The organism is Amycolatopsis sp. N2S4-7, from assembly GCF_058119595.1.
In genome coordinates this window covers 5,781,409-5,804,577 of sequence record NZ_CP172299.1, presented here as the reverse complement: position 1 = coordinate 5,804,577, position 23,169 = coordinate 5,781,409, and the positions used below count along the sequence as shown (strand labels likewise).

Sequence of the window (23,169 nt, the reverse complement as noted above, 5' to 3'; positions counted from 1 at the left end):
TCCACAGGAAGCTGAGTTATCCCCCGGGTTATCCACAGGTTTTCACGGTGATGGCCTAATGGCTGTCCACAACGTGTGGGGCCGAGGCGGTCCAGAGCGTGGATATGTGGTGCCGCGGTCGCGAGTTGTCCACAACCGGTCGAGGGTCCGCCGCTCGGATGAGGCCTTCTCAGCCGGCGGCGGCGCGGGCGCGCCAGCCCCGCGCCTTCTCCCGGTTGCCGCAGACGCGCATCGAGCACCACGTGCGCGAGCGGTTGCGGGACTCGTCGTAGAACGCCCACAGGCAGGTGTCGGCGGGGCAGATCTTCAGCCGGATCCAGTCCCCGCGGACGACCAGGCGCGCGCAGGCCGCGAACACCGCGCCGACGACGTCGTCCGCGACGAGCGCCGGCCCGTCGTCGGTCAGGGAGATCCGCGTGCCGACGTCGACGCTGCCGCCGGGTAGCCGCGGATCGCCGATCGCGGCGCGCAGCGCGTCCCGCGCCGCGCGGGCCTCGGCGGCCGGATTGGCCGCCAGCCCGTGCCCGGTCGCCCACTCCCGCCACTGCCCGGGATCTTCGAGCAGGTCAGTGCCCTCTTCGACGTTGACCGTGTTGAGGAACTCCACCACGAGGGAGGCGTCGGTGTGCACGAAACCAGTGTACGGCGGAGGGTGGTTGCCCCGAGATGCGCTAACCCACATAATGCCTTTACTGGTTACTCACGATCGAAGGGAGCGACGATGGGTGCGGTACCGACGCTGGGTGTGGTGGCCCTCGACTGCCCCGACCCGGTGGCGCTGGCGGAGTTCTACCGGTCGGTGCTGGAGTGGGAGGCGCCCGAAGTCGCCGAGGACGGCCACTGGGTGACGCTGGCGAACCCCGCGGGTGGCGCGGGCCTCGCGTTCCAGCGGGTGCCCGACTACCGGCCGCCGGCGTGGCCGTCCGCGGAGAACCCGCAGCAGATGCACCTGGACCTGAACACCCCGGACCTGGAGGCGGCGCACGAGCGCGTGCTCGGGCTGGGGGCGAAACTGCTGGACGACGCGCCGAAGACGTTTCGCGTTTACGCTGATCCCGTGGGCCACCCGTTCTGCCTCTGCGCCTGCTGAGCGGTTTATGCGTAGGCTCTGATGTGTGATTTGTCCGAAGTGTCAGAACCAGATGCGGACCGTGGACAAGAACGGCGTCCACATCGACCAGTGCGAGGGCTGCCGCGGGATCTTCCTGGACCGCGGTGAGCTCGAGGCCATCGCCGGCGCGGAGAGCTCGTTCTACGGGCACCAGCCGCCGCCCTACCAGGGAGGGCCGGCGCCGACGGCGCACTACGGCCGTCCCGACTCGCCACGCCCGTACCGCGGCGGCTACCCGGATTCGCCGAAGGCGTACCGCGGTGGCTACGCCGACTCGCCGAGGCCGCACCGCGGTGGCTACTCGGATTCGCCGAAGCCGTACGGGCACGGCCACCGCAAGCGCGGCTTCCTCGAGAACCTCTTCGACTGAGGTGGGGCTCGACCTGCGGATCTGCCCGGCGTGCGGCGACCGGGCAGACCGCCCGGTTGTCGCGGACACGAGCGTCTCGTGCGTCCGGTGCGGTCACCGGTGGCCGTTCCGGAAGCTGCCGCTGTTCGCGCTGACCGGCCCGAGCGGGGCCGGCAAGTCGACGCTCGGGCCGCTGCTGGCGGCCCGGTTCGCCGGCGACGTCGTCGTGCTGGAGCAGGACGTCCTCTGGACGGGCGCGCTGCGCGACGACGTCCCGGCGTTCCGCGCGGTGTGGCTGCGGATGGCGGCGATGCTGCACCAGAACGGCCGCCCGGTCGTGCTGTGCGGCACGGTGGCGCCCCCGGAGTTCGAGCCGCTGCCGGAGCGCGCGTTCTTCAGCGAGATCCACTACCTGGCCTTGGTCGGCTCGCCTTCGTCGTTGCGGGCCCGGCTGCGGGCGCGCCCGGCGTGGCGGGAGTGGGACGAGCCGCGGATCGAGGAGATGCTGGAGTTCAACGCGTGGCTGCTGAGGTCGGCGCCGTCTCTGGGGGTCGACCTCTTCGACACGACGGAGGCGACGGCGGAGGAGACCGCCGACCACGTCGAGAAGTGGATCCGGGACCGGCTGCCCTAGTCCCGTCGGCCAGGCCCGGCTGTGCGGTGCGTCGAGCGGCCAGGCCTGCCGCCCGGGGCTAGCCGAGCGGCCAGGTCCGGCCGTCCGGGGCGTCGAGCCAGAACTCCTGCCGCTCGCCGGTCACCGTCACGCCGAACCGGTCGCGTTCCGGCTTGCCCAGCTCGCACCACTCGACGTACGCCGCCTCGGCGAGCTCCCACAGCGCGCGCGGGCCGCCCTGGGCCACCTCGTCCGCGCCGCCGCGCTTGCGGTGGCGGACCCACGAGCCGTCCGGGTGGACCAGCGCGACGCTCGGCGCCTCGTCGTCGACGCCATCGCGCACCGCCCGGACGCCGGGCAGCGCCAACCCGGCGAAGAACTCGAACTGCTTGCGCGGCTGGAGCACGGTCGACATCGGCAGCCGCGTCTGCTCCCAGTCGTGGCGCGACGGCATCGGCAACGGTCCGCCCTCCGGCAGCCGATGCGCGCGAAGCGGCATGAAGCGGCCGTCGCGGGCGAGGACGCGGCCCCGCCCCGTGCCGTCCTCGCCGGCGACGATCCGGACCAGCCCGGCGCCGATCGGCCGGTTCAGCGTCGTCACGATCAGCCCGCCCGGCGCCGTCTGCGCCAGCCAGGCGAGCGGGATCGAAGACACCGAAGCGGTGCACAGCACCCGGTCGAAGAGCGTGCCGGCGGGGAAGCCGAGCGCGCCGTCGCCCACCGCGCACGCCGGGCGGTAGCCCGCCACGGCCAGCCGTTCGCGCGCCTGCGCGACGATCACCGGGTCGATGTCCACTGTGGACACCTGCCCGGCGCCGCAGCGGTGGCTCAGCAGCGCGGCGTTGTAGCCGGTGCCGGTGCCGATCTCGAGCACCCGCTGCCCGTCCCGCACCCGCAGCTCCTCGAGCATGATCGCCATGATCGACGGCATGCTCGACGAGCTCGTCGGCGTGCCCGCCACCGGGCCGGAGCGCCGGGCGAGCTCCCAGCGGTCCGGGTCGTCGTCCAGCTGCGTCACCAGCACGTCGCGGGAGTACGCGGTCTCCAGCCAGCCCGGGTCGCCGCGCTCGACCGCGGCCCACAGCCCGCCCGCCGGCGCGAAGAACCTCGGCAGGAAGACGTGGCGGGGGACCGCGCGGAAGGCGGCGATCCACTCCGGGGCGTGCAGGACGTCCTCGTCGAGCAGGTGCTCGACGAGCCGCCGCCGGAGCCGGGCCGAGCGCGTCATGGGACCACGTTAGCGGTGAGCACCACCACACCCGATAGTTGCAAGCAGAGTGCTTGCAATAGCTAGCACCGGGGCGTAGCGTTGAAGACGTCGCGAGGAGGTGACCGGATGGCAGAAACCGGTGGGACACAGCCAGGATCCGGCAGTCCCATGGAGAAGGTCGCGGACATCGCTTCCGACATCGGCGAGTACATCCGCCAGCAGCGCAACACCGCGAAGATCTCGTTGCGCCAGCTGTCGAAGCTCGCCGGCGTGTCCAACCCGTACCTGAGCCAGATCGAGCGCGGGGTCCGCAAGCCCAGCGCGGAGATCCTGCAGCAGATCGCCAAGGGTCTGCGCATTTCGGCGGAAGCCCTGTACGTGCAGGCCGGGATCCTCGATCTGCCGACGGGTGGCCCGGTGGGCGACGCGATCCGCGCCGACGCCGAGCTGACCGAACGGCAGAAGCAGGTCCTGCTCGACGTCTACGAGTCCTTCCGCAGGGAGAACGCCGCGGCACGGCCGGCCGCTCCCACCACAGACACCCCAGACACCACACCAGCCGCAGAAGACCCCAAGGAGTCAGCATGACCACGCCCAAGAGCGAAGACGTCAAGAAGGCCGTCACCACCGCCCTCGACCAGGTCCGCACCCCGCTGCTCGCCGCGCTCGGCGCCGGCAACCTGGCCACCCACGCCGTCACCGACGCCGTGGCGAAGGCCAAGGAGAACGTGACCAAGAGCGGCGAGACGGCCCGCAAGAACCTGCAGGAGCTGCCGACCGACGTCGAGAGCCTCCGCGAGAAGCTGGACCCGGCCGAGCTGCGCAAGGTCATCGACGAGTACACCGAGGCCGCGCTCAAGCTGTACAACAAGCTGGCCGAGTCGGGCGAGCAGGCGTGGGACAAGATCGCCACGCAGCCGCAGGTCAAGAAGGCCATCGAGCAGCTCGAGGAGGCCCTGACCACCGCGCAGGGCCAGGTCGAGGAGGTCACCACCGAGGTGCGCGAGCGCGTCGACGGCGTGCTCGCCAAGGTGACCAAGCGCACCCGTTCGGCCGGTGAGAAGACCGCCCGCAAGGTGACCGAGGTCGCCGGCGACGCCGCTGACGCCATCGAGGAGCTGGGTGACGACGTCGCCCACGAGACCCGCTCCGCGAGCCGCCGCGTCGCGAACAAGACGGCCCCGAAGACGGCCGCCCCGGCCCGCCGAACGACCACCACCAGCGCCGCCGCGAAGAAGCCGGCCGCGCCGAAGACCGACAAGTAAAAACGCCGTGAACACCCCGGCCCCGTCCCCGGTCCTCCGGTGGCGGGGCCGGGTCGTTCGGGCGGTTTGCCGTAAGCTGTCGCTGTGCTAGTCGCCATCTGGATCCTCGAAGTCATCCACTGGGGCAGCGCGCTGGTCGGGCTCTTCGCCTTCGTGCACGCGCTGCTGCAGCGTGCCGACGCCTATTCGGCGGCCGACCGCAAGACCAAACCCATCTGGATGCTGATCACCGGCGGCGCCACGCTCGCGATGGCCCTGTTCAACGTGATGGGCCCGGGAATGATCTTCTGGGTCCCGGCGATGGCCGCGGCGTTGGTCTACATCGTGGACGTCCGCCCCAAGCTGATCGAGGTCCAACGCGGCGGCTCCAACTGGTGAGCTGGGTCCCGCCGGGCCGTTCCGCCTGGTGAGCTAGCTCCTGCCGGGCCGTTCTGCCCGGTGAGCCAGGTCCTGCTGAGTCATCCTGCCCGCCGAGCCAGCTTCTGCCGGGCCGTTTTGCCCGGCGTGCCGGGTCCCGCCGAGCCGTTCCGCCCGGGGAACCAGTCCCGTTGGGCCGTTCCGCCCAGTGGGCCTCCTTCCCGCCCTCGCCGCTCTCCGGCGGGGGCGCTGTTTAATGGGGATCGTGACCTGGACCATCGCCGGGAGCCTCACCGCCGTTCCCGCCCCCACGCGTACTGACCTCCTCGCCGAGCCCGTCGCCAAGGCCCTGGCCGCGCTCGCCGACCCGGACGCCGTCGGCGTCACCGAGATCGACCCGTCGCTGGCCGACACCGCCGCCTTCTGCGAGGCCTACGGCTCACCGCTCGAGGCGTCCGCGAACTGCGTCGTCGTCGCCGGCAAGCGCGCGGGCGAAGTCCGCTTCGCGGCCGCGCTCGTGCTCGCGACCACTCGCGCCGACGTCAACGGCGTGATCAAGCGCCGTCTCGACGTCCGCAAGGCGTCGTTCGCGCCGATGGACGAAGCCGTCTCCCTGACCGGGATGGAGTACGGCGGCATCACACCGGTCGGCCTGCCCGCCGAATGGCCCATCCTTATCGACAAGGCCGTCGCCGACGCACCCGAGCTCGTCATCGGCAGCGGGATCCGCGGCAGCAAGCTGCTGATCTCCGGCGCCGCACTGGCCGCGCTGCCCGGCGCCGAGGTCGTCGAGGACCTCGCACGGTGACGTCCGTCTGGCTCCGGTACCTGACCGGTGCCGACATCGACTCCCTCGGCGTCACGGACGCCGACATCGTCGGCGCGGTCGAGGACGTGCTCGCCGACCACGGCCGCGGTCAGGTCGTCTTCGAGCCGCGTACGCACCTCGTGCCGGACAACGGCGGCAAGGGCCACTTCAACATCCTTCGCGGCCACCTGTCCGCGAAGCAGGTCAGTGGCGTGAAGGTCGTCGGCGACTTCGTGGGGAACTTCGAACGGGGCCTCCCTTCGGAAATGGCGTTGATCCTGCTCCTCGACCCGGACACCGGCATGCCACGGGCGATCGTCGACGGCACGATGATCACCGAGGCCCGCACCGGCGCGATGACCGCCGTCGGCGCGAAGTACCTGGCCCGCCCGGATTCACGGGTGCTCGGGCACATCGGCGCCCGCGGTACCGCCTGGTGGAACGTCGTGCTCCTCGACTCGTTGTTCGACTTCGCCGAGATCCGCGTGACCAGCAAGCGCCCGGAGTCCCGCGAGGACTTCGGCCGCCGGCTGTCCGAGCGGCTCGGCAAGGACGTCCGCGTCTGCGCCACGGCCGAGGAGACCCTGGACGGCGCGGACATCCAGGTCGAGGCCTCCCGGCTGGTCGAACCCGAGGCGCTGGTGCGCCGCGAATTCCTCCGGCCGGGCACCTTCCTGGTGCCCTACGGCACGATCAGCGCGCTCGAACTCACGCTGCTCGACGACATCGACAAGGTCGTCGTCGACGACTGGCGCGAATCGCAGTCCGGCAACCCACGATTCGGCGCCCTGCGCCCCCAGCTCAACGCCGGCCTCCTCACCGCGGACGGGGTCCACGCCGAGATCGGCGACGTCGTGGCGGGCAAGAAACCCGGCCGCGAGCACGACGCCGAACGGATCCTGTTCTGGCACCGCGGACTGTCCACAACGGACGTCGCGGTGGCGAACATGATCCTCACCCGTGCCGAGGCTTCCGGCGTCGGCACCATGCTGCCCTACCGATGATCATCGACGGAACCGGTTTCGCCGACAGTGAACGGTTGGAATTGGCCAAACCGCTGGTAGAGGCCCTGACCCGGCGTCGCGACGAGCTCTTGACGGCGCTGGAAAAGCGCGAAACCCCGGTCTACGGCGTCAACACCGGCATGGGCCGCCTCGCGGGCGTCGCCCTCGACGCGCGGCAGCAGGCCGAACACCAGCGCAACCTGCTGATCGGCCGCGCGGTCGGCGGGCCGCCGTGGCTCCCGCCCGAAGACGTCCGCGCGCTGCTCGTCATCCGGTTGCGCGACTTCCTGCAGCCGTGGTCGGGGGTGAGCCCGGAGCTGGTGCAGTTCCTGGTCGACCGCCTGAACGACGGCTTCACGCCCGCCGTCCCACGCTTCGGTCTCGGCAGTTCGGGCGAAATCATCCCGCTGGCGCACGCATTTCAGACGTTCCTCGGCATCGGAACGGTCCTCGAGGACGGCGTCGAAGTCCCTGCGGCTTCGGCGCTCGCTAGGCGGGGCGCCGCGCCGTACGTGCTCGGGCCGAAGGAAGGTGCTTCCCTGCTTCAGGGGTCGCCGCTGGCGGTGATGCACGCGGAGCGGGGCTGGACCGAAACGCAGCAGCTCATCGACCTGCAGACGCTCACCGAGGCGATGGCGATCGACGTCCTCGGCGCGCCACGCGACGTCTTCTCACCGGCCATGGCGGGCGGCGACGACCACCTGAAAACGCTGCTGCACGAGCTGGTGGCGCTGGTGGACTCGGGTCCGGTGCGGCCCGGCGTGGTGCAGGCGCCGCTTTCGGTGCGGGTGGCGCCGCGGGCGCTGGCGCACGCGGACCGCGTCAACGGTGACTTGCGCGCGACCTGCTTGCGCTGGCAGTCGATGCCCGGCGATTCGCCGTCGTTCGTCGACGGTTCGTTCATCCCGGGAACGGCGTACCACGCGGTGGACGTCGGGCTGCGGATGGACGCCGTGACGGCCGCGCTGGTCCACCTCGGCGAAATTTCGGTGCAGCGCATGCACCGGTTGCTCGACGAGCGGTTCAGCGGACTCCCGGCGCAGCTCACGGCGGATCCGGGGCCGCGGGCGGGGCTGGTTCCGCTGCACAAGCGAGCGGTCGGCGAACTGCACGCATTGCGCCGGCTCGCGACTCCCGCAACGCTCGGTTCGATCGACACTTCGGCCGGCCAGGAGGACGTGCAAGCGTTTGCGCCAGCGGCCGGAGAGCAGCTGCGCGCGGCGGCCGGACATCTTTTCGCGATCACGGCGTGCGAGTTGATCACGGGCTCACAGGCGCGGCATTTGGCTGCCGGTGACGGCGTTCCTGGTCTGCGCGCGGCTTACGAGTGGGTGCGGTCTTCGGTGCCACCGCTGGAAGAGGACCGTCCGCTGGGGCCCGAGGTGGAGCGTTTGATCGCAGCCTGCCGGGCCGCTCACTTCAACGACTTGGCGACGCTTACCTGAGTCCGTCGCGGATTTGCTTCACGCGCCGTATCACGCGACACCGACTATTCCGGGTCCGGCAAGGGAAATCCACCGGGTTGTCCACAGGGTTGCCCAGATGTGGACAACCCGCCTCGGAACGCCGCCGAAACGGACAGGTCGGTCGCGGCGGGCGCTACGTTCGTCGTTGTGCGCCCTCCGGGGACGCGGACTCCGGGGAAGGAGGGATACGACGGCGGGTCCGCGTGAAGGTGAGGGTGCGGGCATACGGGCGGAAGCCCAGATCGCGATACAGAGGGAGGGCACCAAGGGATTTCGGATGACCGATCACCGGATACACGACGGCTTCGCGAGCACCGGCGTGGTGGGCCGCGCGCAGCGCGGCGAGGCACACCGCACGGGCGAGCCCTTTTCGACGGAACTCCGGCAAAGTTCCGACGGGCTCCAATTCGCCGACGGCATTGCGTTCGTCGAGCCAGATCAGGCACTGCGCGGCGAACCGGCCGTCAGGTGCTTCCACGACCCAGTCCAGATCGGCGCGGTACGGCCACGCGGCCATGACGCTCCGGTAGCTCGGTTCGGTCACCCGTGACGGGTGCCAGACCGCGCGGTGCACGGCAACGCGCCGAGCCAGATCGTCCGGGCCGACCGGCCGGACGGTGAACCCGCCGGGCACCACCGGTTCGGGCAGATCTTCGAGGAGGCGAGACGTATACGACTGGAAGACAGGACTCTCCTGAAGCGCGAATCCGCTTCGCTCCAACGCGGCGACGACGTGCTTCTCGGCGTCAAGCACAGTGACAGTGAGCTCGTCCGCGGAAGCGGTGTCTTCGCCCCAGCCGAGCACCTCGGACGCGAGTCCGGGGCGCGCCGGATCGACGAGCAGCGCCAGTTCACCGGGTAGCGAAAGCCAGCCCCACGCGACGACTTCGCCACCTGCTTCCCACAGCGCGGTCGGCCACTCCGCTTCACGGCCGGCGTGCTGGAACCGCTGCCACGCGAGATCCCCGACGTGCACCGAACTCGACTTCGACCAGATCCGGCGGGCCAGGCTCTGCATGGCCCGCAGGTCCTCCGGACCGGCGTAGCTGCGGCGCGTGACGGCGGGCATGGGCAGAATCGTCCTGTGCCGCGCCGATCTCCGCCAAGCGGTTTACCGGGAGGGTGGGCGTGGACGTCGGACTGATCGGGCGCGCGGCGGCGATGTTCGCGGTGACGAACGTCGACGACCTCGTGCTGCTCGCGGTGTTCTTCGGCCGGGCGGCCGGACGTCGTGGCGAGCTCAAGGTCGTGGCCGGGCAGTTCCTGGGCTTCGCGGCGATCCTGGCGGCATCGGTCGCGGGGGCGCTCGGGGCCGGGCTGCTGCCGGAAGGTGTCGTCCGCTGGCTGGGCGTCCTGCCGGTGCTGCTCGGGATCCGCGCGGCTTGGCAGGCGTGGCGCAAGGACGACGACGAGCCGGCGCCGGCGACGGGCGTGCTCGGGATCGCGACGGTGTGCTTCGCCAACGGCGGCGACAACGTGGGCGTGTACGTCCCCGCGTTCGCGGCGACCGGGCCCGCGGGCCTGGCCGGCTACGCGGTGGTGTTCCTGCTGGGCGTCGCGGTGTGGTGCATCGCCGGTCGGTTCCTGGCAACCCGACCGGGCGTCGCCCAGGTGCTCGCGCGATGGGGAGACGCGGTGCTACCGGCGGTCCTGATCGCACTCGGCGTGCTGATCCTGCTCGGCGCGTTCTAGGGCCTGTCCTCAAAGCCGGATGAGCAGCGTGGCCAGGTCGATCGGGCCCCGGTAGGAGATGAGCCGGCAGCGTTCGATGATGTTGCGGCGCTGGTAGGCGACACGGACGAGGGCCGGTGGGCGTCCACCGGCTCGGCCCCGGCGCAACCGGTTGGCCTGCTGATCCCGGCGTTCGGGAATCGTCGCCGGGGTGTGCCGTCGGTGCAGGGAGGAGCGATGGCGCGGCTGGAGTAGCCCTTGTCGGCCAGGAGCCGGCTCGGCCGGGGTCGGCGGACGGCCGGGACCTGGCCGGCGGAACTCGATGCCGGCCATGACCTGGACAAAAGCGGTGCAGTCGTTGACGTTGCCGCCAGTCAGCACGACCGACAACGGCCGTCCGTGACCGTCGCAGGCGAGAGGGATCTTGGTGGTGGGTCCACCCCGGGACCGGCCGATGGCGTGATCGTCTGGCTCGCTGTGTCCGCCGCGCGCGTGTGCTTCCCCCTGTGTGAGACGCGGTCGTGCGGTCGGCGCCGGCAGCGTGCTGATGCGCCCGCACGATGCTGGAATCGACCGACACCTCGCTGTCGATCGCCTCGGCGATCACACGGACCTGCGCCACCAGCGCGGCCAGGGTGCCGGTGCGCGACCAGCGCCAGAACCTGTTGCAGACCGTCTTCCACGGCCCATACCGTTCGCCAGGCCACCTCGGTCTTGGCCTTGAACAACATCCCGTTGATCACCCGCCGGTCACCCACCCGCGGGCGTCCCTTCGCCCCGAAGCGGGCAGCAACGGCTGGATGACCTGCCACTGCTCATCAGTCAGCTCATGCCTACGCACCACAACCCAAGATCAAGCAGTTACCCACCAGACACGGCCTAGCAGGCGATTCCCGATGTGGTGTGGCGCCACGCGTCGGTGAGCGCGCTGTTTCACCGGCACGGGCGTGCCGGGGCCAGCCAGTTTTGGCGCTTGGGCTGGGGAGGGGAGGGGGTGGGCCCCGAAGGCGCGGAGTGTCCCGCAGTCCGGCTACTCGCGGTGGGCGGTCTGCAGGGCGAGGCCGCGCGGTGTCGCCAGGCGGGTGATCAACGCGAACGCGCCGTCGCACACCAGGGCCAGCACCACCGCGGCCAAGCCGCCCGCGAAGATCTGGCCGTAGCCCTGGGCGCCGAGGGCGAAGCCGTCGACTATGTAGCGGCCCAGGCCGCCGCCGTCGTTGACGATTGCTCCGATTGCCACCGTGGCGATCAGCTGGAGGAACGACACCCGGGCGCCCGCCAGGATCACCGGGGAGGCCAGCGGGAGCTCGAGGCGCAGCATGATCTGCCACTCGCGGTAGCCCGTTCCGCGGGCGGCGTCCACTGTGTCCTGTTCCAGCGATACCACGCCCGCGTACGTGTTGGTGAACAGCGGCGGCATCGCCAGCGCGACCAGGGCCAGCAGCAACGGCCAGAACGTCGTGTCCAGCTCCCAGCGGCTGGCCAGGAACCAGAACAGGATGATCAAGCCGAAACTCGGGATCGCCCGGCCGATGTTCACCGCGCTGCTCGCGAGGAACGCGCCGCGCCGGTAGTGGGCCAGCCACAGTGCGGCGGGGATCGTCAGCACCGCCGCGATCACCAGCGCGAGCAGGGAAAACCTGAGGTGCTCGACTGTCCGGTAGGGGACGCCGGCCTTGTCGGTCCAGCTCCAGCGGTTGGGGTCCGCGAGCCACGCGTTCAGCTGGTCGAGGAAGTTCATCGCGCCCGCACCTTCCGCGACCAGGGCGCCAGCACGCGCTCGCTGAGCCAGAGAACGAGGTCGACGACCACCGCCAGGACCACCGACAGCACCACGCCGACGATGATCTCCGTCGGGTTCGGGGTCGCCGTCTGGATGCCCGCGCGGATGAAGTAGCCCAGGCCGCCGAGGCCGAGCATCGACGTCACCGTGACCAGGCCGATCGTCGTCACCGCGGCGACGCGCAGCCCGGCGATCACCACCGGGAGCGCGAGCGGCAGCTCGATCTGCCAGAGCAGCCTGCCGCGCGTGTACCCCATGCCGACCGCGGCTTCGCGGACCTCGTTCGGCACCTGGTCGACGCCCGTGACGATGTTGCGCACCAGGATCAGCAGCGTGTACGTCGCGAGGGGGATCATCGCCGTCACGAACGTCAGCCCGAAGAACGGCACCAGCACCGCGAACGCGCCGAGGCTCGGGATCACGTACAACGCGCCGGCCGTGCTCAAGATCACCGGGTACGACCAGCGGTAGCGCAGCGAGACCACCGCGAGCGCGATCGAGACGACCAGACCGATGCCGAGCGCGGCGGCGGTCAGGGAGATGTGCTCCACCAGGCGCTGGGCGATGTCGTCCGCGTTGCGGTCCACCCACTTCCACTGGAAGAGCGGGGGTCCGCTGTCGGCGGCCAGTGGCGTCACCGCGGTCACGTGCACCGGGCGACCCTACCCCGATCGGGCGGGAAAATTCCGCAGGCTGGGAATTCGGGACGGTTACTCCCAACATGTGGATTCTTGTCGGTGGTGCGGGCTAGGGTCCTTTCGTCTGTTCGAGTGACGAGGGAGTGGGGATTCGTGCGCTGGTTCCGGAACGCGTCCGTGGTGGCGGTGGCCGTCGCGGCGACGCTCGGCTTGGCCGCCTGTGGTGGTGGCAGCGACAGCGGTGACAAGCCCGCCGCACAGAGCAAGGGTGGGGCGCCGATCGTCGTCGCGTCCTTCAACTTCACCGACAGCCAGATCCTCGCCGAGATCTACGCGCAGGCGCTGGAGGCCAAGGGCTACCCGGTGACGCGCAAGCTGAACCTCGGCTCGCGGGAGCTGATCTACCCGTCGCTGAAGTCCGGTGAGCTGCAGTTCGTCCCGGAGTACCAGGGTGCGGCGATCACCACCGGCTTCGGCAAGGAAGCCGGGAAGACCGCGCAGGAGGAGCACGACCAGCTGGCCAAGCTGTTCGAGCCGGACGGCATCTCGCTGCTGAACTTCGCGGCCGCCGAGGACAAGAACACCTACATCATCAAGTCCGACCTGGCCAAGGAAAAGGGCATCGCGTCGATCAGCGACCTGAAGAAGCTCGACAAGGTCGTCATGGCGGGGCCGCCGGAGTGCGAAAAGCGGCTTCCGTGCTTCCTCGGGTTCAAGGACGTCTACAAGCTGACGAACGCGACCTTCCAGACCGTCCAGGAGGCCGGGCCGAGGGTCGAGCAGCTCAAGTCCGGCGCCGTCACGGTGATCCCGGTCGACTCGGTCAGCCCGCTGACCGGTGACTCGAACTACACGGTGCTCAAGGACGACCTGAACATCGTGCCGACCGAGAACGTCGTGCCCGCGGTGAACAAGAAGGTGCTCGACGAGCGCGGCGCCGACTTCGCGAACGCGGTCAACGCGGTCAGCGCGAAGCTGACGACGGACGTCATGCGAGACCTGAACAAGCGCGTCGACTCCGACGGCGAGAAGGCTGCCGACGTCGCGAAGGACTGGCTGGCCCAGGCCGGTCTCTGACCCGAACGGCGAAGGGCCGCTCCCGGTGGGGGCGGCCCTTCTTCGTGTCCGGGCGGGTTGCGCCGGGCCTCGGGCGTGGTGGGTAGCTGCGCCGCGCCCGGCCTGGGACCGGGGCGGGCGGGCTGCGGGGTTCGCCGCCTGGCGCCTGGGTGCTGCCCAGGCCGCCCGCCTTGGCTAGGCGGCCGTTCCCTGGACCACCCAGGCGCGGGCCGTCAGGGGGATCGAGCCGTCGGGGTTTGTCGGGAGGCGGCTGCGCAGCAGCTCTCGGATCTGGTTGCGGCGGGCGTCGGGCAAGGACGCCAGGTACGCCGGGGCTGGGCCCTGTGCGCCCAGGAACGGCTGCCAGTAGTCGTCGAAACCGGTGAACACCGTGGGGATCTTGATCTCCCCCACGGACACCTCGGTCAGGCCCGCCTCCGTCCACAGCCGGCCGAGCGGAGAGGGGCGGCACAGGGTGAACCGGCGGCCCTCGTCCAGGTCGGCGACCGTGGCCGGGTCGAGTTCGGCTGCTGCTTCCCAGAAGTGGCGGATCAGCTGCATGCCGTCGGAGAGGTCCCAGAGGTACGCCGCGGCCAGGCCGCCCGGAACCGTCACCCGGGCGATCTCCGCGGCCGCTCGGGCCGGCTCCGGGACGAAGTTCAAGACCAGGCCCGTCACGACCACGTCGAAGCGGTCGTCCGGGAAGGGAAGTGACTGCGCGTCGGCTACCTCGAACGACGCCCGCGGGTCCGTCACGCCGGTGCGGGCCGTCGCCAGGAACCCTTCGGACGGGTCGACGCCGACGACCTCCGCGGGATCGGCCGCGGCCAGCACGGCCGAGGTCAGGGCGCCGGTTCCGCAGCCGACGTCGAGCCAGCGTCTGCTCGCCGGGACGTCGAGACGGCGGACGAACGTCTGCGCCACGCGGCGGCTCCACCGCCCGATGTAGGCCTCGTACGCGTCGCCGGCCATCCACAGCTCACCTGTCACGGGGCGAGTACAGCACAAAAACCGCTGGTCAGCCGTTAGCCAGATCACCGGTGGCCGTGTGACCCGCCGACGTCGCGCGGCGCAGGAACCCGGCGATCAGCGCGAGCTCGTCCTCGCTGTAGCCGGCGCACAGCTCGTCCATCGCCGTGTTCATCCCCGCATACAGCCGGAACAGCTCCCCGTTGCGGCCGCGGACCGCCCGGACGGCGACCGCGCGCCGGTCGGCGGCCTCGGGGTCGCGTTCGCGGACGATCCAGCCGCCCTTCTGGAGCCGGTCGAGGATGCCCGTCATCGTCGCCGGGTGCAGGCCCGCGCGGCGGGCGAGCGCGCTCGGGCTCAGCGGGCCGTGCCGGGCGATCAGCTCGAGGCAGTCGAGGTCGACGTCCTTGAGGGCGAGGTGGGCGCTGACCTGGTGGTTCAGCAGCGAAAGCTGGTTGCGCAGCTCGCGCAGCGACTCCTTGAGCGCCACCGTGGCGCGCCGCCGGCGGGCGGCGTCCGATGCGGAACTCATGAGCGTCAGCCTAACGCGGTGCACCGCCTCCGGGCCGGTGGTGGAATCGTGGGCCACGATCGGTACCCGATGCCAGGAGGAGCGAAATGGGAAAGGTCACGGCCACCGCGGAGCGCACGATCGACGCCCCGGCCGACAAGGTCCGCGCGCTCGTCGCCGACTACGCCGAAACGCGCCCGAAGCTGCTCACCGAGCACTACCGCGACTACGAGGTGACCGAGGGCGGCGTCGGCGCCGGGACCAAGGCCGGCTGGAAGCTGCAGGCGACCTCCAAGCGCGTGCGCGACGTCAAGGCCACGGTCACCGAGCCGAAGCCCGGCACCCTAGTCGAGACCGACGCGAACTCCAGCATGGTCACCACCTGGACCGTCACCGAGGCCGGCGAGCGCAGCCTGGTCCGGATCGAGACGACCTGGGACGGCGCGGGCGGCATCGGCGGCTTCTTCGAGAAGACGTTCGCGCCCGGCGGCCTGAAGAAGATCTACGACGGCGTGCTCGGGAAGCTCGCCGAAATAGTGTGACAGTGGCGCGAAGCGCCTCCGTTGAGGGTGGGGGTGGGGGAAGAAGGCGGGGTGTGACGGCTCACAATCGGAATGTGCGCCCCGGTTAGCGGGTTGTACCGGGTGAAATCCGGGGCGCTTGCCCCGCTTCGACCGACTTGAGGAGTTCGACGGTGAACGCACCCACCCAGGCGACCGAAATCCGGCTGGCCTCGCGCCCCGAAGGTGTCCCCACGCACGACAACTTCGCCATCGTGGACACCGAGATCCCCACCCCGGGCGAGGGCCAGATCCTGGTGCGCAACCTGATCATGAGCGTCGACCCGGCGATGCGCGGCCGCATGCGCGACGTCAAGTCGTACGCGCCGCCGTTCGCGGTCGGCGAGGTCATGTCCGGCGGGGCGGTCGGCGAGGTTGTCGAGTCGAACGTCGACGACGTGAAGGCGGGCGACCACGTGCTGCACCAGGCCGGCTGGCGCACCCACGCCGTGCTCGACGCCAAGCGCTACGTCAAGGTCGACGCCGACGCCGCGCCGCTGTCGACGTACCTCGGCGTGCTCGGCATGCCGGGCCTGACCGCCTACGCGGGCCTGCTCGAGTCGGCCGAGTTCAAGGCGGGCGACACCGTCTTCGTCTCCGGCGCGGCCGGTGCCGTCGGCTCGCTGGTCGGGCAGCTCGCGAAGCTCAAGGGCGCCAAGCGCGTCATCGGCTCGGCCGGGTCGGCGGAGAAGGTCCGCCACCTGATCGACGACCTCGGCTTCGACGCGGCCTTCAACTACAAGGACGGCCCGGTCGCCGAGCAGCTGCACGCCGCCGCGCCCGAGGGCATCGACGTCTACTTCGACAACGTCGGCGGTGAGCACCTCGAAGCCGCCATCGACGCGATCAACCTGCACGGCCGGATCGCCGTCTGCGGGATGATCTCCCAGTACAACGCCACCGCGCCGACCCCGGCGCCGCGCAACCTGTCGCAGATCATCGCCAAGCGGTTCACCATGCGCGGCCTGCTCGTGCTCGACCACTGGGGCCTGCAGCCGCAGTTCGTCAGCGAGGTCGCGCCGCTGGTCAGCTCCGGGCAGATCAAGTACTCGGAGACCGTGGTGGACGGCATCCGCAACGCGCCGGACGCCTTCCTCGGCCTGCTGTCCGGGGCCAACACCGGCAAGATGCTGGTCCGGATCGCGGACTAACCCAGCAGCGGAGCCAGCTCGGGCAGCGTCGAGATCGTGTAGGTCGGCGCGGGCGAGCCGGGGAGCGGGCGGACGCCGGGGCGGGCGAGCAACGCCGTCCGCAGCCCGGCCGCCTGCGCGCCCGCGATGTCCCAGTCGTGGGCGGCGATCATCACCGCGTCGCCCGGCTCGACCGAATGCGCCGCCAGGACCTGGCGGTACGGCTCGGGCGCCGGCTTGAGCCGGCCGGCCTGCTCGGCCGAGAAGACCCGGTCGAAGTGCGGCGCCAGGCCCGAGTTCTGCAGCTGCGCCTCGGCCGTGGCGAGCGGCGAGTTCGTCAGCGCGACGACGTCGTGGCCCGCGTCGCGCAGCTTCACGAGCCCCGCCTCGACGTCCGGGTGGGCCGGGAGCGAGCGCAGCCGCTCGCCGACCTCCGCGAGATCGAGCTCCCGCCCGTGCCGGGCGGCGACCTCGACCGCGGCCTCGCCCGCGATGCCCGCGAAGTCGCGGTAACCGCCGGTCGCCGTGACGGTCAGGACCGTGTGGATGGCCAGCCCGAACCACTCGCGCCGCAGCTCGGGACCGCCGACGGTGTCGTCCATCGCGGCGAGGTCGAGCAGTGTCTCGTTGACGTCGAACACGCACAGCATGCGGATCTCCGGAGGTTCGAAGGTTCTCGTACCTCGTCGAAGGTACGACAGCTGCCGTACCATGTCCAGCATGCCCGGTGAACTGCCGATCCCGGCGATGGCCGACGTCGACCTCGGCGCCGTCCTGTCCGCCCTCGCCGACCCGCACCGCCGCGCGGTGGTCCTCGAACTCGTGGGTGGCGACGGCGCCGAGCGCGCTTGCTCGTCGTTCCCGCTGCCGATCGCCAAGTCGACCCGTACGCACCACTGGCGCGTGCTGCGCGAGGCCGGCCTGGTCCGGCAGCGCGACGCGGGGAACGGCACGTTCGTCCGGCTTCGCCGTGACGAGTTCGACGCGCGGTTCCCCGGCCTGCTCGACGTGGTCGCCGAGATCAGTACTGCTGGGTCAGCGCCCGCTCGGTGAGGTCCGCGTCCAGCGCCTCCGCCGAGATCGGCAGGTCCATCTGGTCGCGCAGGATCGTGCCCAGCGACGGCAGCGTCGACCGCTCCGGCCACGTCGACGGGTCCCACAGCGACGAGCGCAGGAACGCCTTCGCGCAGTGCATGTAGAGCTCCTCGACCTCGACGACCACCGCCAGCTTCGGCCGCTTGCCCCGCACCACCAGCGAGTCGAAGAACGGTGCGTCCGACACCAGCTGCGCGCGGCCGTTGACCCGCAGGGTCTCGTTCATGCCCGGCACCAGGAACAGCAGCCCGGCGTGCGGGTTGTCGACGATGTTGCGGAAGCTGTCGATCAGCTTGTTGCCCGGGCGGTCCGCGAGCACGAGCGTCTTCTCGTCGAGCACCAGCACCGAGCCCGCCGGGTCGCCGCGCGGGGAGACGTCGCAGCTGCCGTCCGGCGCCGACGTCGCCAGCAGCACGAACGGCGAGTGCTCGATGAGGTTGCGCGCGTGCTCGTCGATCCGGTCGATGACCTTCTTCTTCGTCCGCTCGGCCACTTCGCCGACGACCTCGCGCAGTGCCTCGTGTGAGTCGATGATCCCCATGCCGCCAACCTAGCGCCCACCACCGACAGCCCGGCCCGTGATCGCGATCCGCGCGGCCTCGGTGGACTTCCGCACCACCAGGTCCACCGAGTAGCCGTGCTTCACGAAGACGCCGTCGAGGTGGAACGTGCCGTAGCCGTGTGCCTGGGTGAACAGCTGCTCCATCAGCTCCAGCGCGGTCGGCGGGTCCGGGGCGACGGTCAGGCACAGCATCAGGAACTGGTCGGTGAGCCGGCGGGTCTGGTCGTGCAGCTCCGCGTACTGCGGACCCTGGAGCCCGTTGGCGTAGATCACGTTCATCCCGGCCCGCCGCTCGATCAGGTACCGGGTGTACGCGCCCGCGGCCGCCGCGAGGGCGTCCGCCGGGTCGTCGTGCTCGCCGGCCGCGGCAGTGACGCGGTCCGCCAGCTGGCAGGCGACGTGGGCCGCGACTTCGGCCAGCAGGCTCTCCCGGGTCGGGAAGTGCCGGTAGGGCGCACCGGGGCTGACCTTCGCCCGCTTCGCCACCTGCGCGACGGAGAAACCGGCGAACCCCTGCTCGGCGATCAGGTCCAGCGAGACGCGCACGAGCTCGCCACGGAGGTCGCCGTGGTGGTACTTCCCGCCCATGACCTGGCTCACATCTTTCGATCGGAATATGTAAGAGGCCTCTTACGTCGGTGGTGTAAGTGACCTCTTACAACGGGGTCCCGCTGCAACGGTACTTAATCTTGGAGGGTTCCATGAGCACGACCACGCACGCCATCGCCGTCCCGGCGCCGGGCGCGCCGCTCGCGCCGACCACGATCGAGCGCCGTGACCTGCGCCCGGACGACGTGCTGATCGACATCGCCTACGCCGGCATCTGCCACAGCGACATCCACCAGGCCAAGGAGGACTGGGGCCAGGCGATCTTCCCGATGGTGCCCGGGCACGAGATCGCCGGCGTCGTCGCCGCGGTCGGTTCGGACGTCACGAAGTACCAGGTCGGCGACCGCGTCGGCGTCGGCTGCATGGTCGACTCCTGCGGCGAGTGCGAGTACTGCCGCGCCGGCACCGAGCAGTTCTGCGTCAAGGGCAACATCCAGACCTACAACGGCGTCGGCTTCGACGGCGAGAACACCTACGGCGGCTACAGCAACCAGATCGTCGTGAAGGACGCCTTCGTCTGCGGCATCCCGGAAGGCATCGATCTCGACGTCGCCGCGCCGCTGCTGTGCGCGGGCATCACCACGTACTCGCCGCTGCGCCACTGGGGCGCCGGCCCGGGCAAGAAGGTCGCCGTGATCGGCCTCGGCGGGCTCGGCCACATGGCCGTCAAGATCGCCGCCGCCATGGGTGCCGAGGTGACCGTGCTGAGCCAGAGCCTCAAGAAGCAGGAAGACGGCCTGAAGCTCGGCGCGAAGGACTACTACGCCACCAGCGACGAGTCGACGTTCGACGTCCTGCGCGGCAAGTTCGACATCATCCTCAACACCGTGTCGGCCAAGCTGCCGGTGGACGCCTACCTCGGCCTGCTGCGGGTCGGCGGCGCGATGGTCAACGTCGGCGCGCCCGGCGAGCCGCTGTCCTACAACGCGTTCTCCCTGCTGGGCGGCAACAAGGTGCTGGCCGGGTCGATGATCGGCGGCATCGCCGAGACCCAGGAGATGCTCGACTTCTGCGCGGAGCACGGCATCGGCGCGGAGATCGAGACGATCTCGGCCGACCAGGTCAACGAGGCCTACGCGCGCGTCGAGAACTCCGACGTCCGCTACCGGTTCGTCATCGACGCCAAGACGATCGGGGCGTGACGCACCCGCACGGCAACCGCGTCAGAACACCACGGTGCGGTTGCCGTGCACCAGCACCCGGTTCTCCAGGTGCCAGCGCAGGCCGCGGGCGAGGGTGACTTTTTCGATGTCACGGCCCTTGCGGACCATGTCCTCGACCGAGTCGCCGTGGTCCACGCGGATGACGTCCTGCTCGATGATCGGGCCCGCGTCGAGGTCGGCCGTCACGTAGTGGCAAGTCGCGCCGACCAGCTTCACCCCGCGCGTGTGCGCCTGGTGGTACGGCTTCGCGCCGATGAACGACGGCAGGAAGCTGTGGTGGATGTTGATCGCCCGGCCGGCCCACTCGCGGCACAGGTCGGCGGGCAGGATCTGCATGAACCGGGCCAGCACCACCGCGTGCGGCTCGTGCTCGTCGACCAGCTTGCGGACCTGCTCGAACGCCGCGGCCTTGTCGCCGGGCGGGAAGGGCACGTGGTGGAACGGGATGCCGTGCGCGCGGGTGATGTCGGCGAGCGAGTCGTGGTTGCCGATCACCGCGGCGATGTCGACGTCCAGCTCGCCCGAGGCGACCCGGCCGAGCAGGTCGTACAGGCAGTGCCCGGCCTTCGACACGAGCACGACCGCGCGGCGCCGCTCACCGGTGTCGGTCACCTGCCAGCTCGAGTCGGCGGAGAGGGCCGCGGCCACCTCGGCGAACCGCGACCGCAGTTCGGCGGCGTCGAACGGCAGCGAGTCGGCTCGGACGACCTGGCGGGTGAAGAACCAGCCCGTGTCCGGGTCGGTGTGGTAGGCCGCTTCGACGATCCAGCCGCCGTGCTCGGCGAGGAACCCGGAGATCCGGGCGATGATGCCGGTGCGGTCGGGGCAGCCGAAGGTGATGACGTAGCGGCGTTCGGGAGCGGTCACGCCGGACATTGTCCCCTGCGCTGGTCAGGGCGCCGCGAGCGGTGCGAGGTCACCCGTGACGGACGCGCGGTGCGAGCGGCCCCACAGGGCCCGGTGGACGTCGTCGGCGGCGCCGGAGACCTCGGCGCGCCCAGGTCCGCTCGGGCGTGGTGACGCGCACGTCGGCCAGTCGGCGACCGTGACGGCGAAACCCGGGTACGGCGAGTACGCCGGGGCTTCGGGGGCTTTGGCGAGGGCTTCGCGCAGGGCCGGGCGCCGGCCGGTTCACCGCCAGGCCGACGGCGAAGCCGTGCACGAACGCGAAGTGCGTCACCAGGTCATGGACAGTCCACTTCGGACAATTCGGCACCGGGGCCGCCGGACCCGCTTCCAGCGCCGCCCGCTTCAGTGCGTCGGCGTGGACGTCGCTCGCTTCGAGCGTGAGCCGACCGTAGCCGTCGCCCGGCTTCGATCGCGAAGACCAGGCCGAGGCCGAGGCTGAACGACAGCAGCAGGCCCTTGCCCGGCTCGTCGGCGAAGGCGGCTCCGCCGGCCAGGCCGATCAGCACGCTGTACACCGCCCAGATCGCCGCACCCGCGGCGTCGAGCGGCACGAACCGGCGCAGCGGGTAGCCGAGGCTGCCGTTCGCGAGCGCGCTCGCGACGCGCCCGCCCGGCAGGTACCGCGCCGCGATGATCAGCAGGCCGCCGTTGCGCCGCACCTGCTCGCGCGCCCACTCGTAGCGCCGCGGCCCGTCCGCGCCACGCTGCAGGCGCGCGATCGCCCGCGGCCCGGCGGCCCGGCCGGCGGCGTACCCGAGGCAGTCGCCCGCCCACGCACCCGCCGCGGCCACCGCGGCGAGCAGCGCGAGCCGCGCCGGGTCGGGGCCGAGCAGCACCGCGACGGTGACGACGGTGGTCTCGCTGGGCATGAACGGCAGCAGCGCGTCCAGCGCGGACACGGCGAAGACGACCACCCACAGCCACGGCGAGCCCAGCACACCGCGCAGCAGCTCGGTGACCTGCCCCAGGAGTTCCACGGCTCAATGGTGATCACCCCAGGTCACTCCGAGGTGACGCAGCGGGGGTGGCCCGGTGAACTTCAGGCCGGGGCGACCGCGCTCCAGGGAACAGTCAGCTCGCCGAGACGGATCCGCGACGGCGGCCCGAGCACCGGCCAGCCCCGCGAACCCAGCAGCCGCACCGTTTCCCGCCAGCGGGACCGGACCCCGAACGCCTGGTGCGGGGCCGCCGTCGCCCAGCAGGCGTCGAGGGCGGCCAGCAGCGCGTGGACCCGCTCACCCGGGACGTTCCGGTGGATCAGCGCCTTCGGCAGCCGCTCGGCGATCGTCGACGGACGGTCGAGTCCCGCCAGGCGCATCGAGAGCGTCAACGAGATCGGTCCGGACGCCGAAACCAGGACCCAGGCCGACAGCCGGCCGATCTCGTCGCACGTGCCCTCGACCAGCAGGCCGCCGGGCGGCATCGCGGCCAGCATCAGCGTCCACGCGCCGGCGACCTCGTCCTCCGCGTACTGGCGGAGCACGTTGAACGCCCGCACCAGCACCGGCCGCGTCCCGGCCAGCTCGAACCCGCCCCGGCGGAACTCCAGCCACGGCGGCGCCGCGGCGGGCTGCGCCGCCGCCACCCGCGCCGGATCCAGTTCCAGGCCCAGCACCCGGACGTCCGGCCGGACGCGACGCAGCCAGCGGGCCAGTTCGACCGTCGTCACCGGCGAAGCGCCGTAGCCGAGGTCGACGACCAACGGCGAGGGGGCCGCGCGCAGCAACCGGGTCGTGGCCGGCGCAGCGGCGATCCACCGGTCGACCCGGCGGAGGCGGTTCGGGTTGGTCGTGCCGCGGGTCGGCGCGCCGACCGGGCTCAGTTTGCTTCGGTGAGCCACTTCGCCGTGAATTCGGACTCGTGCTCCAGCAGCTTCGTGACCTGCTCGGCGATCACGCTCTCCAGCTTCCCGCCGAACAGCGGGATCCGGACCGTCACTTCGCCGCTGATCCGCAGCACGGTCTTGTCGCCGTTGGCCAGCAGCGCGGTCCGCGCGGTGATCTCGCCCGGGACGCCGCCGACCTCGACCGACGCCTGGCCCTGCCGGCCCGTGCCGTCCTTGCTCACGCGCCAGGTCTGCGTCCGGGTCACCAGCAGGTCGCCCTTGTGCAGCGTCCGCACCGCCTGCGGCAGCTTGTCCGCGCTGATGCCCTGGCGCAGCTCGTACCGCAGGTCCGAACCGGAGACCTCGTACGACAGCAGGGCCGCGCCGTGGCCGCCGAGCCGCTCGAGCCGGGCGCGCAGCGCGTCTTCGCCGGCCACCGCGGCGTACGTCGCGGCGACGTCGGCGGAGAACTCAGCGCGGTGCTCGATCCGGGATCCCATGAGCC

Annotated in this window: 30 protein-coding genes and 1 pseudogene; 15 read left to right on the top strand and 16 right to left on the bottom strand. The window is 71.1% G+C overall.

The features are described 5' to 3' along the window. Positions 1–169 precede the first annotated feature (169 nt). On the bottom strand, positions 170–631 hold the full coding sequence (locus tag ACH54P_RS27210) for a CGNR zinc finger domain-containing protein (protein WP_489906180.1): 462 nt from the start codon (positions 629–631) through the stop codon (positions 170–172). A gap of 90 nt (positions 632–721) precedes the next feature. Here ACH54P_RS27210 and ACH54P_RS27205 point away from each other — a divergent pair, with 90 nt between their 5' ends. From ACH54P_RS27205 to ACH54P_RS27195, 3 genes are read left to right on the top strand one after another with little or no spacing between them, the layout of a single operon-like run. Then, on the top strand, positions 722–1,090 hold the full coding sequence (locus tag ACH54P_RS27205) for a VOC family protein (protein ID WP_489906179.1): 369 nt from the start codon (positions 722–724) through the stop codon (positions 1,088–1,090). Between the two features lie 25 nt (positions 1,091–1,115). After that, entirely contained in the window at positions 1,116–1,481 is a 366-nt protein-coding gene (locus ACH54P_RS27200; protein ID WP_489906178.1) for a TFIIB-type zinc ribbon-containing protein, read from the top strand. Position 1,482: 1 nt separating this feature from the next. Next, positions 1,483–2,094: an AAA family ATPase gene (locus tag ACH54P_RS27195; RefSeq protein ID WP_489906177.1), complete on the top strand. Its 612-nt coding sequence runs from the start codon at positions 1,483–1,485 to the stop codon at positions 2,092–2,094. A 58-nt stretch (positions 2,095–2,152) separates the two neighbouring features. Here ACH54P_RS27195 and ACH54P_RS27190 read toward each other — a convergent pair whose 3' ends face one another. Beyond that, positions 2,153–3,301 carry a methyltransferase domain-containing protein gene (locus ACH54P_RS27190; protein WP_489906176.1) on the bottom strand — a complete coding sequence of 383 codons (1,149 nt, stop codon included), beginning with the start codon at positions 3,299–3,301 and terminating at the stop codon, positions 2,153–2,155. A 150-nt stretch (positions 3,302–3,451) separates the two neighbouring features. Between ACH54P_RS27190 and ACH54P_RS27185 the strand changes: the two genes are divergently transcribed. The 6 genes from ACH54P_RS27185 to ACH54P_RS27160 all read left to right on the top strand — a co-directional run bounded on the left by ACH54P_RS27185 (position 3,452) and on the right by ACH54P_RS27160 (position 8,162). Next, positions 3,452–3,871, top strand: a complete 420-nt coding sequence (locus tag ACH54P_RS27185) for a helix-turn-helix domain-containing protein (RefSeq protein ID WP_489906175.1) — start codon at positions 3,452–3,454, stop codon at positions 3,869–3,871. Continuing rightward, positions 3,868–4,548, top strand: a complete 681-nt coding sequence (locus ACH54P_RS27180) for a hypothetical protein (RefSeq protein ID WP_489906174.1) — start codon at positions 3,868–3,870, stop codon at positions 4,546–4,548. The genes ACH54P_RS27185 and ACH54P_RS27180 overlap by 4 nt, the downstream gene beginning before the upstream one ends. Positions 4,549–4,632: 84 nt before the next feature. Next, positions 4,633–4,926: a DUF2516 family protein gene (locus ACH54P_RS27175; RefSeq protein WP_489906173.1), complete on the top strand. Its 294-nt coding sequence runs from the start codon at positions 4,633–4,635 to the stop codon at positions 4,924–4,926. Positions 4,927–5,167: 241 nt separating this feature from the next. Further along, on the top strand, positions 5,168–5,713 hold the full coding sequence (locus ACH54P_RS27170; RefSeq protein ID WP_489916658.1) for a YbaK/EbsC family protein: 546 nt from the start codon (positions 5,168–5,170) through the stop codon (positions 5,711–5,713). Next, complete coding sequence (locus ACH54P_RS27165) at positions 5,710–6,717, top strand: ornithine cyclodeaminase family protein (protein WP_489906172.1); 1,008 nt, start codon at positions 5,710–5,712, stop codon at positions 6,715–6,717. The genes ACH54P_RS27170 and ACH54P_RS27165 overlap by 4 nt, the downstream gene beginning before the upstream one ends. After that, the gene (locus tag ACH54P_RS27160) at positions 6,714–8,162 is read left to right on the top strand and encodes an aromatic amino acid lyase (protein ID WP_489906171.1); all 1,449 of its coding nucleotides are present in this window, start codon (positions 6,714–6,716) and stop codon (positions 8,160–8,162) included. Before ACH54P_RS27165 ends, ACH54P_RS27160 begins: the two co-directional genes overlap by 4 nt. Before the next feature lie 154 nt (positions 8,163–8,316). Here the strand turns inward: ACH54P_RS27160 and ACH54P_RS27155 are convergent, their stop codons facing one another. Next, complete coding sequence (locus ACH54P_RS27155) at positions 8,317–9,252, bottom strand: GNAT family N-acetyltransferase (protein WP_489906170.1); 936 nt, start codon at positions 9,250–9,252, stop codon at positions 8,317–8,319. Positions 9,253–9,311: 59 nt separating this feature from the next. Here ACH54P_RS27155 and ACH54P_RS27150 point away from each other — a divergent pair, with 59 nt between their 5' ends. Continuing rightward, a complete protein-coding gene (locus ACH54P_RS27150) occupies positions 9,312–9,875 on the top strand; it encodes a cadmium resistance transporter (protein ID WP_489906169.1) in 564 nt (187 codons plus the stop codon). A gap of 66 nt (positions 9,876–9,941) precedes the next feature. Here the strand turns inward: ACH54P_RS27150 and ACH54P_RS27145 are convergent. The 3 genes and pseudogenes from ACH54P_RS27145 to ACH54P_RS27135 form a co-directional block, all read right to left on the bottom strand. Then, positions 9,942–10,698 (bottom strand): annotated as a pseudogene (locus ACH54P_RS27145) (IS5 family transposase); the annotation flags it as partial. A gap of 186 nt (positions 10,699–10,884) precedes the next feature. After that, complete coding sequence (locus tag ACH54P_RS27140; RefSeq protein WP_489906168.1) at positions 10,885–11,595, bottom strand: ABC transporter permease; 711 nt, start codon at positions 11,593–11,595, stop codon at positions 10,885–10,887. Then, entirely contained in the window at positions 11,592–12,290 is a 699-nt protein-coding gene (locus ACH54P_RS27135) for an ABC transporter permease (RefSeq protein ID WP_489906167.1), read from the bottom strand. The genes ACH54P_RS27140 and ACH54P_RS27135 overlap by 4 nt, the downstream gene beginning before the upstream one ends. 138 nt (positions 12,291–12,428) lie before the next feature. Between ACH54P_RS27135 and ACH54P_RS27130 the strand changes: the two genes are divergently transcribed. Then, positions 12,429–13,352: an ABC transporter substrate-binding protein gene (locus ACH54P_RS27130; protein ID WP_489906166.1), complete on the top strand. Its 924-nt coding sequence runs from the start codon at positions 12,429–12,431 to the stop codon at positions 13,350–13,352. 174 nt (positions 13,353–13,526) lie between these two features. Here ACH54P_RS27130 and ACH54P_RS27125 read toward each other — a convergent pair whose 3' ends face one another. Together ACH54P_RS27125 and ACH54P_RS27120 are read right to left on the bottom strand one after the other, a co-directional pair. Then, positions 13,527–14,321, bottom strand: a complete 795-nt coding sequence (locus ACH54P_RS27125; RefSeq protein WP_489906165.1) for a class I SAM-dependent methyltransferase — start codon at positions 14,319–14,321, stop codon at positions 13,527–13,529. Between the two features lie 28 nt (positions 14,322–14,349). Next, positions 14,350–14,832 (bottom strand): MarR family transcriptional regulator, encoded by a 483-nt coding sequence (locus tag ACH54P_RS27120; protein WP_489906164.1) that lies wholly within the window; start codon positions 14,830–14,832, stop codon positions 14,350–14,352. An 86-nt stretch (positions 14,833–14,918) separates the two neighbouring features. Here ACH54P_RS27120 and ACH54P_RS27115 point away from each other — a divergent pair, with 86 nt between their 5' ends. Both ACH54P_RS27115 and ACH54P_RS27110 read left to right on the top strand, forming a co-directional pair. Next, positions 14,919–15,353: an SRPBCC family protein gene (locus ACH54P_RS27115; protein WP_489906163.1), complete on the top strand. Its 435-nt coding sequence runs from the start codon at positions 14,919–14,921 to the stop codon at positions 15,351–15,353. A 152-nt stretch (positions 15,354–15,505) separates the two neighbouring features. Then, complete coding sequence (locus tag ACH54P_RS27110; protein ID WP_489906162.1) at positions 15,506–16,522, top strand: NADP-dependent oxidoreductase; 1,017 nt, start codon at positions 15,506–15,508, stop codon at positions 16,520–16,522. Here ACH54P_RS27110 and ACH54P_RS27105 read toward each other — a convergent pair. Beyond that, positions 16,519–17,151, bottom strand: coding sequence for a haloacid dehalogenase type II (locus ACH54P_RS27105; protein WP_489906161.1), 633 nt, complete (start codon positions 17,149–17,151; stop codon positions 16,519–16,521). The genes ACH54P_RS27110 and ACH54P_RS27105 overlap by 4 nt on opposite strands. 70 nt (positions 17,152–17,221) lie before the next feature. Between ACH54P_RS27105 and ACH54P_RS27100 the strand changes: the two genes are divergently transcribed. Next, positions 17,222–17,554: an ArsR/SmtB family transcription factor gene (locus ACH54P_RS27100; protein ID WP_489906160.1), complete on the top strand. Its 333-nt coding sequence runs from the start codon at positions 17,222–17,224 to the stop codon at positions 17,552–17,554. Here ACH54P_RS27100 and ACH54P_RS27095 read toward each other — a convergent pair. Continuing rightward, positions 17,523–18,137 carry a pyridoxamine 5'-phosphate oxidase family protein gene (locus tag ACH54P_RS27095; RefSeq protein WP_489906159.1) on the bottom strand — a complete coding sequence of 205 codons (615 nt, stop codon included), beginning with the start codon at positions 18,135–18,137 and terminating at the stop codon, positions 17,523–17,525. The genes ACH54P_RS27100 and ACH54P_RS27095 overlap by 32 nt on opposite strands. Positions 18,138–18,146: 9 nt before the next feature. Continuing rightward, complete coding sequence (locus tag ACH54P_RS27090) at positions 18,147–18,746, bottom strand: TetR/AcrR family transcriptional regulator (RefSeq protein ID WP_489916656.1); 600 nt, start codon at positions 18,744–18,746, stop codon at positions 18,147–18,149. 113 nt (positions 18,747–18,859) lie between these two features. Here ACH54P_RS27090 and ACH54P_RS27085 point away from each other — a divergent pair, with 113 nt between their 5' ends. Next, positions 18,860–19,909 (top strand): NAD(P)-dependent alcohol dehydrogenase, encoded by a 1,050-nt coding sequence (locus ACH54P_RS27085; RefSeq protein ID WP_489906158.1) that lies wholly within the window; start codon positions 18,860–18,862, stop codon positions 19,907–19,909. 21 nt (positions 19,910–19,930) lie between these two features. On the opposite strand, the gene purU is transcribed toward ACH54P_RS27085, so the two are convergent. The 5 genes from purU to ACH54P_RS27060 all read right to left on the bottom strand — a co-directional run bounded on the left by purU (position 19,931) and on the right by ACH54P_RS27060 (position 23,164). Further along, on the bottom strand, positions 19,931–20,806 hold the full coding sequence (purU, locus tag ACH54P_RS27080; RefSeq protein ID WP_489906157.1) for a formyltetrahydrofolate deformylase: 876 nt from the start codon (positions 20,804–20,806) through the stop codon (positions 19,931–19,933). Between the two features lie 40 nt (positions 20,807–20,846). Continuing rightward, the gene (locus tag ACH54P_RS27075; RefSeq protein ID WP_489906156.1) at positions 20,847–21,146 is read right to left on the bottom strand and encodes a maleylpyruvate isomerase N-terminal domain-containing protein; all 300 of its coding nucleotides are present in this window, start codon (positions 21,144–21,146) and stop codon (positions 20,847–20,849) included. Beyond that, complete coding sequence (locus tag ACH54P_RS27070; protein WP_489906155.1) at positions 21,115–21,816, bottom strand: DedA family protein; 702 nt, start codon at positions 21,814–21,816, stop codon at positions 21,115–21,117. Before ACH54P_RS27070 ends, ACH54P_RS27075 begins: the two co-directional genes overlap by 32 nt. Positions 21,817–21,878: 62 nt before the next feature. Then, the gene (locus ACH54P_RS27065; RefSeq protein WP_489906154.1) at positions 21,879–22,679 is read right to left on the bottom strand and encodes a class I SAM-dependent methyltransferase; all 801 of its coding nucleotides are present in this window, start codon (positions 22,677–22,679) and stop codon (positions 21,879–21,881) included. After that, positions 22,658–23,164: a DUF2505 domain-containing protein gene (locus ACH54P_RS27060; protein ID WP_489906153.1), complete on the bottom strand. Its 507-nt coding sequence runs from the start codon at positions 23,162–23,164 to the stop codon at positions 22,658–22,660. Before ACH54P_RS27060 ends, ACH54P_RS27065 begins: the two co-directional genes overlap by 22 nt. Between the last annotated feature and the right edge of the window lie 5 nt (positions 23,165–23,169).